The organism is Sphingomonas sp. Leaf10 (genome assembly GCF_001421245.1).
Taxonomy (GTDB): Bacteria; Pseudomonadota; Alphaproteobacteria; order Sphingomonadales; family Sphingomonadaceae; genus Sphingomonas.
This window is the reverse complement of record NZ_LMKE01000001.1, coordinates 296,538-307,881: the sequence shown is the minus strand read 5'-3', so window position 1 is coordinate 307,881 and position 11,344 is coordinate 296,538. Positions and strand designations below refer to the sequence as shown.

The window sequence follows — 11,344 nt, the reverse complement described above, 5'->3', positions numbered from 1 at the left end:
GGGTCGGGGGTGGGTTGGCCCGTTGGCGGGCGTGACCTTCCCTCGCAGGCCGACCCACCCCCACCCCTCCCTTCCAGGGAGGGGAGCAATTCGTCGCGTTTCCCGTGAATGTCGATCCGGCCTAGGCTACGCTGCCGGTCGACGGAGTTACCGCCGCAGCGAGGGTTGGAGCCAGTCGGACGGTTGCTCCGAACCTCATCGCAGCGAAGGCTGGGATGCCACGGCAATAGCGCACGGCAAGAGCCGCTTGAGGCCCCAGCCTGCGCTGGGGCGACGTCTTTCGTCGAACGAATTGCGAGGCTTCCGACGTCCGTTCCCGCCGCTCACGAAAAGGGCGCGGCGGCAATAAGCCACCGCGCCCTGAACTGGCGCAACCACGCCCGCGCCGATTACTCGGCTGCGGTCGCCTTGGCCGGACGCGGATCGCGGCGTTCGGCGATACGCGCCGACTTGCCGGTACGACCGCGCAGATAATAGAGCTTCGCACGCCGCACGACGCCGCGACGGACGACGTCGATCGAATCGATATTCGGCGAATAGAGCGGGAATACGCGCTCCACGCCTTCGCCAAAGCTCATCTTGCGGACGGTGAACGACGAACCCATGCCGGCATTCGAACGCGCGATACACACGCCTTCATAGTTCTGCACGCGGGTCCGCTCGCCTTCGACGACCTTCACGCCGACCTTGAGGGTGTCACCGGCGCGGAAATCGGGGATCGACTTCGATTCGAGGAACTTGGCGATCTGTTCCGCTTCGAGCGTCTGGAGGAGGTTCATTTCTTGTGACCTTCGTCTTGTGTGTGCGCGCCAGAGGGCGACTGGACCCGAGCGTCGACGTGACGCTCCCACAGATCCGGCCGCCATAGCCGTGTGTCGGATTCCGATCGTGACTTGCGCCACGCCGCGATCCTCGCATGATCCCCCGATCGCAACACTTCGGGGATCACACGCCCTTCCCATTCAGCAGGTCGGGTATATTGAGGATATTCGAGAAGGCCGCTTTCGAAGCTTTCCTCGATACCACTCGAAGCCGCGCCCATTACGCCGGGAAGCAGCCGAACGCAAGCATCGAGCAGCACCAGCGCGCCCATTTCGCCACCGGACAGCACATAATCGCCGATCGCGACCGGCTCGATATCGCGTGCCTCGAACAGGCGTTCGTCGAACCCCTCGAACCGGCCGCACAATACGATCACGCCCGGTCCCGCCGCCAGTTCGCGCACCCGCGCTTGCGTCAGCGGTTTCCCGCGAGGCGTCATCGCCAGCACCGGGCGGGCGTCGGCCACGCTGTCGAGCGCGGCGGCGAGCACATCGGCGCGCAACACCATCCCCGCCCCGCCCCCGGCCGGGGTATCGTCAACCGAACGGTGCCTGTCGGTCGCGAAGTCGCGGATCTGCACGGCTTCGAGCGACCAGCGTTCCTCGCGCAGCGCCCGACCGGCAAGCGAAGCCCCGAGCGGCCCGGGAAACATTTCGGGATAGAGGGTGAGGATGGTCGCGGCAAAGGTCATCGCGACAGCCTGTGCCCGGATGTCACCGGGAACGAAAGCCCATCCGCATCATTTGCGCCTCCATGTCGGCCACCTCCCCTGCCCCCGATCCCGAAACGGTCGACTGCGTCATCATCGGCGCCGGCCCCGCCGGGCTGACTGCCGCCATCTATCTGGCGCGGTTTCACCTGACGATCCGCATGTTCGATTGCGGATCGAGCCGCGCGGCGATGATCCCGCGCACCCACAATCACGCCGGCTTTCCCGGCGGGATCGCGGGCAAGGAACTGCTGGCGCGGATGCACGAACAGGCGCGGACCTATGGCGCGATCTGCACCCCGGCCACCGTCACCGCGATCGAGCGCGCTGGCGACGATTTTCGCGTGGTGACCCCCGACGGGGTTGTGGTGGCGCGTAGCGTCCTGCTGGCGACCGGGGTCGTCAATCACCGGCCACGCGGACTGACCGACGACGTCCATGACGCGGCATTGGCGCGAGGGCTGCTGCGCTATTGCCCGATCTGCGACGGGTATGAGGTGACCGATCGGCGGATCGGGGTGATCGGCACCAGCGACCACGGCATGCGCGAGGCGCTGTTCCTGCGCGGCTACAGCGCCGACGTGACGCTGATCGCTCCGGACAGCGATCATCTTCTCGACGATGGCTGTCGCGACGCGCTCGACCGCGCCGGAATCCAGCGGGTCGACGGTCCGTGCGGCGACTATCGGATCGATGGCGACCGGTTCGTCGTGCGCACCGCCGAAGGCGAGATGGCATTCGACAGCGTATATCCGGCGCTCGGCTCGCAAATCCGCTCCGAACTGGCGGTGGCGACGGGAGCGCGGGCCACGGAGGATGGCTGTCTGGAGGTCGACGATCATCAGCGCACTTCGATCCCCGGCCTGTTCGCCGCCGGTGACGTGGTCAAGGGTCTCGATCAGATCAGCCATGCGATGGGCGAGGCCGGGGTCGCGGCGACGACGATCCGCAACCTGTTGAGCGAACGCCGGCCGCTGCGTCGGTGAGCCTTGGGGCAGGCGGGGCATCATGCTACCGATGGTCGATGCCCGCCGGCCTGTTCCTGCTGATCGCCCTGCCCGCCGGTGTCGCGGGACAATCGGTCGACCGCATTCTCGCCGCCGCTGCCGAACGCGAGGCGCGCCGGAATTGCGCGGTCGCCGGCAAGGACGAGGTCGTCGTCTGCGGTGATCCCGACCGTGGTACGCGCTATCGCCTGCCGCTGCCGCGCGCGAAACTGCCGTCCGAGGCGGGGGCGGTCACGGGCGAGCCGGCGCAGGCATCGGTACAGGACCCGTTCCTGTCGGGCTGCGGCATTTTTCGCGGACAACGGCGTTGCGCGAAGAGGGAGGCGGAAGCCTATGGCTATGGTGCGGGACGCGATCCGGTGACGTTGGTCGGTCGGTTGGTGACCAAGCTGGTCGATCCCGATGCCGAGATCGGTCCGCCCGCGACGCTTCCCGCACCAAGACGATAGGCGATATCGATGCGCTTGATCGGAGACCGTAACGATCGTATCCGGGGCGGGTGAGCACTCCGTTCCGCCAGCTTTTCTACACGAGCCGTTGTGCATCGGGCGTGGATGTCGACCAGATCGTGCAGCAATCGCGGCACAACAATGCGGTCGACGGCATCACCGGACTGTTATGGTACAAGGACGGCATGTTCCTGCAGGTCATCGAAGGGCCGCAAAGCAGCGTCGCCGCCACCTATGCCCGCATCGCCAACGATCCGCGCCATGAATCGCTGATCATCCTGTCCGACCGCCGGGTCGAGGCGCGCGAATTCGGCTATTGGAGCATGGAGCGCGCGCAAGACGGCAGCGCCGATACCGATGCGTTGCTGGCCCGGCTCGAACGGCGACTGACCAACGCGCCGGAAGCGGTGCGACAGGCATTCACCGCCGCCGCGAACCGCTGATCGATCAGTCGGCGGCGAAGAGCGCGTCGACCACCAGGCGATCCTGATCCCATTCGGGGACCGCGTGCGGCTGCATCGGCACCATGAAGCGCTTGCCGTCAGGACGTTCGATCTCGATCACGTCGCCCGCGCCGAAATCGTCGATCGCGACGACCTGGCCCAGCGCCTCGCCTTCGCTCGACACCACCGGCAGGCCCAGCAGGTCGGCATGATAATATTCGCCCTCGGCAAGCGGGGGCAGTTGGTCGCGGCCGATCCACAGCTCGGTCCCGCGCATCGCCTCCGCCTTCGTGCGGTCGGGGATCTCGCGGAACTTGCCGATCATGCCGTTGGTGGCGGGACGCACCGACACTAGGGTCAGTGCGCCGCCATTCAGCGCCGGATAGGCCGATAGATCGTCGGTAAACAGCTTCAGCCGCACCTCGCCGTTCAGCCCGTGCGCGCCGGCGATCGCCGCCAGCACGACACGGTTGCGATTCGCCGCCGGTTCAGGCGTCGGGCGAGCCTTCGCCGCCCGCGGGGGCGTCGTCGCGGCCTTCGGCGGGTTCTTCGGCCGATCGCCCGGCGTTGGTGGCGTCTTCGTCATGGTGCGGCTGCTGTTCGGGATCGATCATCGGTCATGCTCCTGGCCTGGTCGACCCGGAACGCACGACGGCTATCGAAGGGTGCCGGCGCGCCCGAAAAGACGCGTCGGCCGAGGCCCTTATGCTTCGGCGTCGGCCGGAGCGGCAGCGGCTTCTTCAGCGGCCTTCGCCTTTTCGGCACGCTCTTCGGCGCGCTCGACGGCCTTCTCGCCCGGCTTGCCCTTGGTCGGGTTGTTACGGGCAGCGCGTTCCTTCACGCCGGCCTTATCGAGGAAGCGGGCGACGCGGTCAGTCGGCTGCGCGCCGACGCCCAGCCAGTGGGTCGCACGCTCGGCGTCGAGCACGACGCGCTTTTCGTCTTCCTTGCCCAGCAGCGGGTTGTAGGTGCCGATCTTCTCGATGAAGCGGCCGTCGCGCGGGCTGCGGGCATCGGCCACAACGATGCGATAGTACGGACGCTTCTTCGAGCCACCACGCGACAGACGGATGCTGAGTGCCATTATTCTTCTTCCTTCGTTGGTCTGTGTAAGCCGGTTCCGACCGACAATTACTTCTTCTTGATAAGGTTTTCGAAGCCGGGGGGCAGTTGCGGCATACCGCCGCCCTTCCCGCCCATGCCGCCGCCAAGCCCCGGCAGGCCCGGCATTTCGCCACCCGCCTTGCTCATCAGGTCGCCAAGGCCCGGACCGCCCAGCGCATTGCCGAGGCCGCCCATGCCACCCTTGCCCAGCATCGCCATCATGCCCTTGATTCCGCCCATCTTCTTGAGCTTCTTCATGGCCGACTGCATTTCCTGATGCATCTTCAACAGCTTGTTGATGTCCTGCACCGTCGTGCCAGACCCCTTGGCGATACGGATCTTGCGCTTGGCATTGATCAGTTCGGGCTTGGCGCGTTCCTTGACGGTCATCGACGTGATCATCGCGTCCATGCGCAGCAGAATCTTTTCGTCGACCGCACCCGACGCCATTGCCGCCTGCGCCTTCTTCATGCCGGGAATCATGCCGGCCAGCGCGCCGAGGCCGCCCATGCGCCGCATCTGCGCCAGTTGCCCGCGCAGGTCGTTCATGTCGAACTGACCCTTGGCAAGGCGACCAGCCATACGCTCGGCATCTTCGGCCTCGATCGACTGCGCCGCTTTTTCCACCAGCGACACGACATCGCCCATGCCGAGGATACGGCCCGCGACGCGCTTCGGGTGGAATGGCTCGATCGCGTCGAGCTTTTCCCCGGTGCCCGCGAACTTGATCGGCTTGCCGGTGACCGCACGCATCGACAGCGCCGCACCACCGCGCGCATCGCCATCCATGCGGGTCAGGATGACGCCGGTCAGCGGCACCTGTTCGGAGAAGTTCTGCGCGACGTTGACCGCATCCTGACCAGTCAGCGAGTCGACGACCAGCAGGATTTCGTTCGGCCGGGCGATCTCCGCCACGGCCTTCATCTCGTCCATCAGCGCCTGATCGACGTGCAGACGGCCCGCCGTATCGAGCATGACGACGTCATAGCCCTGCAGCTTCGCCGATTGCAGCGCGCGCCGCGCGATATCGACCGGCTGCTGCCCGGTAACGATCGGCAGCGTCGCAACCTCGACCTGCGTGCCGAGTACCGCCAGCTGTTCCTGCGCCGCCGGGCGATTGACGTCGAGCGACGCCATCATCACCTTCTTGCCCTCGCGCTTGGCGAGCAGCTTGGCGAGCTTGGCGGTGGTGGTGGTCTTGCCCGACCCCTGCAGACCGACCAGCATCACGACCGCCGGCGGGGTAACCGCGACATCGAGTTCGGCGGTGTCCGGCCCCAGCATGTCGACCAGCGCGTCATGCACGATCTTGACGACCTGCTGCCCCGGCGTGATCGACCGCAGGACATTCTGCCCGACGGCGGCCTCGGTCGCCTTCTCGACGAATTCGCGGGCGACCGGCAGCGCCACGTCGGCTTCGAGCAGTGCGACGCGGACTTCGCGCATCGCGGTACGAACGTCGGCTTCGGTCAGTGCGCCGCGACCGCGCAAGCGATCGAACACTCCTCCCAGCCGGTCACTCAGACTCTCGAACACGCGTACCACTCCAGCCTTGCCGCATGAAAAACGCTCAAGCAAAACACGCCGGCGGACGAAACCTCGTCGGCCGGCGTCGCCCTCGGGCGGCAATGCTGAACGCTTCCATACGGAAACGATCCGAGGCGCCTATCCCAAACGACCGATCGGCGCAAGATGCGACGAACGGCGGCCGGTCCATGGCGAACGATCGGGCGGCTTTAACCGCTTCTATACCGATCATGCCGATAAGAAATTCCGATGGAATGGGATCGACAGAGAGGAACCGAGGGCATCGGCCCTGCTCCGGCGGAACCGCGGGAACGCGGCGAACGCTGGACCCTGGCGATCTGCGTCTCGGCGATCGTGTTGTTCGTGGGGCTGAGCTTCGCGGTCATCTCCGGGCTGCTCGACCATCGTTTCTATGGCGGGGAGCCGGTGGCGCAGCCGCTGGTGACCGCGTTGCTGATCAATGCCGCGCTGGTCATCTTCGGCTGGCGCCGTCACCGTGCCGTCCGCGTCGAGATGCATGGCCGCTCCGCTGCCGAGGAACGCGCCCGGATGCTGGCGTCGCGCGATCCGCTGACCGGTTTCCTCAATCGCCGTAGCTTGAGCGAAGCCGGTGCCGCGCTGCTGCGGTCGGCGACCAAGCGCGATCAGGCGGTGGCGCTGCTGATCGTCGACCTCGATCATTTCAAGATGGTCAACGACATGCATGGCCATGCTGCGGGCGACAGCGTCCTGCGCAGCGTCGCGCTGGAAATCGCCGGGGCGATGCCGCCCGCCGCCTTGACCGCGCGATTCGGCGGCGATGCCTTTGCCTGCGCCTTCGTGTTCGATGCGCGCGATCCGTCGGTCGTCGAACGCATCGCCGGCCGGGTCACCACCGCGCTGTCGCAGCCGATGTTCGTCGACGATCTGCGCATCCACCTTAGCTGTTCGATCGGCATCGCCCGGTCGGACTTCGATGGCGGCAGCATCGACACGCTGCTGCGTGCGGCCGATATCGCGATGTACTCATCCAAGAAATCGTGCCGCGGCGACTTCACCTGGTTCGACCGGGCGATGGAGGATGCGCTGATCGACCGCAACGACATCGAAAGCGGCCTGCGTCAGGCGATTCCCGCCGGACAGGTCGTCCCCTATTTCGAACCGCAGGTCGATCTGGCGAGCGGGCGGCTGTGCGGATTCGAAGTGCTGGCGCGCTGGGTCCACCCGACCCAGGGTCCGATCCCGCCCGACCGCTTCATCCCGGTCGCGGAGGAAGCCGGGCTGATCGGCGACCTGTCGCTGTCGATCATGCGTCAGGCCTTCGCCGCCGCACGTGACTGGGATCCGGGCATCACCCTGTCGGTGAACATCTCGCCGTGGCAATTGCGCGATGCGTGGCTGGCGCAGAAGATCATCAAGACGACGGTCGAATGCGGTTTCGCGCCGAACCGGCTGGAGATCGAGATCACCGAAAGCGCGCTGTTCGACAACCTGCCGCTGGCCCAGTCGATCGTCGGTTCGCTCAAGAACCAGGGCGTGCGCCTGTCGCTCGACGATTTCGGCACCGGCTATTCCAGCCTCGCCCATCTGCGCGCGCTGCCCTTCGACCGGATCAAGATCGACAAGAGCTTCGTCCTTTCGTTGCTCGACAATGCCGATTCGGCGGCGATCGTCCATGCGATCATCGGTCTGGGCGACAGCCTCAACCTGCCGATCACTGCCGAGGGCGTCGAGACCGACGCCATCGCCGAACGACTGGCGGCGCTGGGCTGTGCCAAGGCGCAGGGCTGGACCTATAGTCGGCCGTTGTCGGTCGCCGACACCCGGCGGATGCTGGCCGCGCGCGGAATGCTGCATTGTGGCGGCGCGAGCGACGGCGATCTGCCCGACCTCACCAACCGGCGTCGGACCGGCTGAGATACGCCTGCTCCGCTGCGGTCGATTCTCGACCGAGCGCAGCGTTGCGCGACGGGTAGCGACCATAGAGCGCCAGCACCTCGGCATGGTCGCGCGCGAATTTCAGGTTCACCGGATTGCCGAGCGATTCGAAGCAGCGCAGCGAGAAACGCGCCACGCCGGCATCCTCGCTATGCATCAACGGCATGTAGAGGAACGAGCGGCGCACCGGTTCGAGGTCGCGATCATCGCCGCGCGCGATCCCGACCAGCGCCAGTTCCAGCGCCAGCGGATCGGCCGCAAACGCCTCCGCGTGTCCGCGATGGATATTGCGCGAAAACTGGTCGAGCAGAATGATCGCCGCCAACAGCGCGTCGCGATCGTCGCGCCAGCCGGCCGCCTCGTTCGCCAGCACCGCATCGCGCAGCTCGCCGAACCGTTCGGCGATCGTCGCGTCGAGCGCCGCATCCCTGGCGAAATGCTTGTCCGGTCCGACCTCGTCGAACCAGAAGTCGAGCACGGCCCGCGCGTTCGCGTGGACTTCGCGTGTCCCTGTCCCTAGATCACCGCCCATGCCATCCTCCGTCGGTCCCACCATCATCACGCTCGGCTGTCGGCTGAACATCGCGGAGAGCGATGCGATCCGTGCGCTGGTCGTCGATCGCGACGTGACCGTGGTCAATAGCTGTGCCGTCACCAACGACGCGGTCGCCGCCACCCGCCGCGCGATCCGCCGCGCGCGGCGCGACCGGCCGTCGGCGCAACTGATCGTTACCGGCTGTGCGGCGCAGATCGATCCGGCCAGCTTTGCGGCGATGCCCGAGGTCGACCGGGTCATCGGCAATTCGGACAAGCTGAACCCGGTCGCGTGGAGCGCGACCGACCCGGTCGTCGTCCGCGACATTGTGCGTGTGCTCGACACCGCCCCCCAACTAGCCGGCGGGTTCGAAGGGCAGACGCGTGCGTTCGTCGAGGTGCAGAATGGCTGCGACCACGCCTGCACCTTCTGCGCGATCCCTGCGGGACGCGGGCCGTCGCGCTCGGCCACGATCGATAGCGTCGTCGCACAGGTTGCGGCACTGGTGGCGGCTGGCCACGCCGAGGTCGTGCTGACTGGCGTCGACCTGTCGAGCTATGGCGACGACCTTTCCGATACGCCAAAACTGGGTGATCTGGTCGAGGCGATCCTCGCCCGCACCGCTTTGCGGCGGCTGCGGCTTTCTTCACTTGACCCGGCAGCTATCGATCCCGAGCTATTTGAATTGTTGACGAACGAGCCGCGTGTCATGCCGTACGCACACCTGTCATTCCAGGCGGGCGATGACATGGTCCTCAAGCGGATGCGCCGCCGCCACAACCGCGCCGACGCGGTCGCGCTGGTCGATCGGTTGAAGACCGCCCGGCCGGAAATAGCGATCGGCGCGGACCTGATCGCCGGCTTCCCGACGGAGGACGACGCGATGGCGGCGAACACCCTCGCGCTGATCGACGATTGCGACATCGTCCATGCCCATGTCTTTCCCTACAGCCCGCGCGCCCGCACCCCCGCCGCGCGGATGCCGCAAGTTCCGCCGCCAATCGCCAAGGCGCGTGCGCAGGCGCTCCGGTCCGCCGCCGAACGTCGCCATCGCGAATGGCTGCATAGTCAGGTCGGTACCACCGCCGACATCCTCGTCGAACGCCCCGGCACGCGCGGGCACAGTCCCGGCTTTGCCGATGTTCGACTCCCTCCCTGCCCGCCCGGTTCGATCGTGACCGCGCGGCTGACCCATATCGAAGGCAATCAGTTGATCGGAATGCCCCTATGAGCCTTTCGTGGCATGAACGCCTGCTCGGCGGCCTGAAGAAGACGTCCGACCGTCTGACCGGCAATCTTGTCGGCCTGTCCGCAGCGCGGCTCGACGAAACGCAACTCGACGATATCGAGGAAGCGCTGATCGCCTCCGACCTCGGCCCCGCCACCGCCGCCCGCGTCCGCCAGCGCCTTGCCGAGGGGCAATATGAGCGCAATATGGAGGAACTCGGCATTCGGCTGGTCGTCGCCGAGGAGATCGAAAAGGTTTTAACGCCTGTCGCCAAGCCGCTGGAAATCGAGGCATTTCCGCGTCCGCAAGTGATCCTTGTCATCGGCGTCAACGGGTCAGGCAAGACCACCACCATCGCCAAGCTCGCCAAGACATTGGTCGAGCAGGACTATGGCGTGATGCTGGCGGCGGGCGACACCTTCCGCGCCGCCGCGATCGGACAGCTTCGCACCTGGGCCGAGCGGATCGGGGTGCCGATCGTCAGCGGGGCCGAGGGCGGCGACGCGGCAGGGATCGTCTATGAAGCGGTCAAGCAGGCGACGGCGACCGGCATCGACGTGCTGATCGTCGACACCGCCGGCCGATTGCAGAACAAGCGCGAACTGATGGACGAACTGGCAAAGGTCCGCCGCGTGCTGGGTCGTCTAAACCCGGCGGCGCCGCACGACGTCGTCCTCGTTCTCGATGCGACTACTGGCCAGAACGCGCTCAACCAGATCGAGGTGTTCAAGGAAATGGCAGGCGTTACCGGTCTCGTCATGACCAAGCTGGACGGCACCGCGCGCGGAGGCGTGCTGGTCGCGGCGGCGGAGAAGTTCGGCTTGCCGATCCACGCCATCGGCGTAGGTGAAACCGCCAATGATTTGCGTGGCTTCGACGCCAACGAAGTGTCGCGGATCATCGCCGGGGTCGAACGGGTGCGCAAATGACGACGCAGCGCCAACCCGCCTCGCCGCTGTTCCGCATGGCGCTCGATTACGGGCCGCTGGTGGTGTTCTTCGTCGCCAACCTGCTGGCCGGCAAGATCGGCCTGCCCGACATGGTCGATTCGCTGGCGCAGGTCATCATCGCCAGCACCGCCTTCATGATCGCCAGCGTCATCGCGATCATCATATCGAAATGGAAGACCGGCCATATCTCGCCGATGCTGTGGCTGTCTGCGGGCCTCGTCGTCGTGTTCGGCGCGCTGACGCTGTATTTCCGCGACGATACTTTCATCAAGATGAAGCCGACCATCGTCTACGCGATGTTCTCGGCGATCCTGACCTTCGGCCTCGTCACCGGTCGGCCGTTGCTGCAACAATTGCTGGAAACCGCCTATCCGGGGTTGAGCGCGCTCGGTTGGCGCAAGCTGACCGTCAACTGGGCGGCGTTCTTCGCATTCATGGCGGTGCTGAACGAGGTTGTCTGGCGCCATTCGACCTGGGACTTCTGGGTCGGGTTCAAGCTGTGGGGTGCGGTGCCGCTGACGCTGTTGTTTGCGTTGGCGAATATTCCGATGCTGCTGAAGCACGGGTTGAAGGTTGGGGAAGACAGCCCCCTTCCCCCAGCCGACTGAATCTCCCTCTCCCCTTTAGGGGAGAGGGCCGGGGAGAGGGGAAGC

General features: G+C 66.1%; 14 protein-coding genes. 7 read left to right on the top strand and 7 right to left on the bottom strand.

All coding sequences use genetic code 11. From position 1 onward, the window contains the following. Positions 1-389: 389 nt before the first annotated feature. Both rplS and trmD read right to left on the bottom strand, forming a co-directional pair. On the bottom strand, positions 390-779 hold the full coding sequence (gene rplS, locus ASE59_RS01525) for a 50S ribosomal protein L19 (RefSeq protein WP_056451305.1): 390 nt from the start codon (positions 777-779) through the stop codon (positions 390-392). Then, on the bottom strand, positions 776-1,513 hold the full coding sequence (gene trmD / locus ASE59_RS01520; protein WP_056451302.1) for a tRNA (guanosine(37)-N1)-methyltransferase TrmD: 738 nt from the start codon (positions 1,511-1,513) through the stop codon (positions 776-778). Before trmD ends, rplS begins: the two co-directional genes overlap by 4 nt. Positions 1,514-1,575: 62 nt before the next feature. On the opposite strand from trmD, the gene ASE59_RS01515 reads away from it, so the two are divergent. From ASE59_RS01515 to ASE59_RS01505, 3 genes are read left to right on the top strand one after another with little or no spacing between them, the layout of a single operon-like run. Continuing rightward, positions 1,576-2,517: an NAD(P)/FAD-dependent oxidoreductase gene (locus tag ASE59_RS01515; RefSeq protein ID WP_056451300.1), complete on the top strand. Its 942-nt coding sequence runs from the start codon at positions 1,576-1,578 to the stop codon at positions 2,515-2,517. A gap of 38 nt (positions 2,518-2,555) precedes the next feature. After that, positions 2,556-2,987, top strand: coding sequence for a hypothetical protein (locus ASE59_RS01510; RefSeq protein WP_056451298.1), 432 nt, complete (start codon positions 2,556-2,558; stop codon positions 2,985-2,987). Between the two features lie 50 nt (positions 2,988-3,037). Continuing rightward, positions 3,038-3,430 carry a BLUF domain-containing protein gene (locus ASE59_RS01505; RefSeq protein WP_082458009.1) on the top strand — a complete coding sequence of 131 codons (393 nt, stop codon included), beginning with the start codon at positions 3,038-3,040 and terminating at the stop codon, positions 3,428-3,430. Positions 3,431-3,434: 4 nt separating this feature from the next. Here the strand turns inward: ASE59_RS01505 and rimM are convergent, their stop codons facing one another. The 4 genes from rimM to ffh form a co-directional block, all read right to left on the bottom strand. Next, positions 3,435-3,893 (bottom strand): ribosome maturation factor RimM, encoded by a 459-nt coding sequence (rimM, locus tag ASE59_RS01500; protein WP_056451294.1) that lies wholly within the window; start codon positions 3,891-3,893, stop codon positions 3,435-3,437. 25 nt (positions 3,894-3,918) lie between these two features. Further along, positions 3,919-4,044 carry a hypothetical protein gene (locus ASE59_RS20865; RefSeq protein ID WP_268795247.1) on the bottom strand — a complete coding sequence of 42 codons (126 nt, stop codon included), beginning with the start codon at positions 4,042-4,044 and terminating at the stop codon, positions 3,919-3,921. Between the two features lie 89 nt (positions 4,045-4,133). Then, on the bottom strand, positions 4,134-4,514 hold the full coding sequence (rpsP, locus tag ASE59_RS01495) for a 30S ribosomal protein S16 (protein ID WP_056451275.1): 381 nt from the start codon (positions 4,512-4,514) through the stop codon (positions 4,134-4,136). A gap of 47 nt (positions 4,515-4,561) precedes the next feature. Further along, entirely contained in the window at positions 4,562-6,070 is a 1,509-nt protein-coding gene (ffh, locus tag ASE59_RS01490; protein ID WP_056452652.1) for a signal recognition particle protein, read from the bottom strand. A gap of 240 nt (positions 6,071-6,310) precedes the next feature. Between ffh and ASE59_RS01485 the strand changes: the two genes are divergently transcribed. Continuing rightward, the gene (locus ASE59_RS01485; RefSeq protein ID WP_056451273.1) at positions 6,311-7,957 is read left to right on the top strand and encodes a putative bifunctional diguanylate cyclase/phosphodiesterase; all 1,647 of its coding nucleotides are present in this window, start codon (positions 6,311-6,313) and stop codon (positions 7,955-7,957) included. Here ASE59_RS01485 and ASE59_RS01480 read toward each other — a convergent pair. Next, positions 7,932-8,456 (bottom strand): DUF924 family protein, encoded by a 525-nt coding sequence (locus ASE59_RS01480; protein WP_321163209.1) that lies wholly within the window; start codon positions 8,454-8,456, stop codon positions 7,932-7,934. The genes ASE59_RS01485 and ASE59_RS01480 overlap by 26 nt on opposite strands. Before the next feature lie 52 nt (positions 8,457-8,508). On the opposite strand from ASE59_RS01480, the gene mtaB reads away from it, so the two are divergent. From mtaB to ASE59_RS01465, 3 genes are read left to right on the top strand one after another with little or no spacing between them, the layout of a single operon-like run. Beyond that, complete coding sequence (mtaB, locus tag ASE59_RS01475; protein WP_056451269.1) at positions 8,509-9,744, top strand: tRNA (N(6)-L-threonylcarbamoyladenosine(37)-C(2))-methylthiotransferase MtaB; 1,236 nt, start codon at positions 8,509-8,511, stop codon at positions 9,742-9,744. Next, positions 9,741-10,670: a signal recognition particle-docking protein FtsY gene (gene ftsY / locus ASE59_RS01470; RefSeq protein ID WP_056451267.1), complete on the top strand. Its 930-nt coding sequence runs from the start codon at positions 9,741-9,743 to the stop codon at positions 10,668-10,670. Before mtaB ends, ftsY begins: the two co-directional genes overlap by 4 nt. Continuing rightward, positions 10,667-11,299 (top strand): septation protein A, encoded by a 633-nt coding sequence (locus ASE59_RS01465; protein WP_082458007.1) that lies wholly within the window; start codon positions 10,667-10,669, stop codon positions 11,297-11,299. Before ftsY ends, ASE59_RS01465 begins: the two co-directional genes overlap by 4 nt. Positions 11,300-11,344 lie beyond the last annotated feature (45 nt).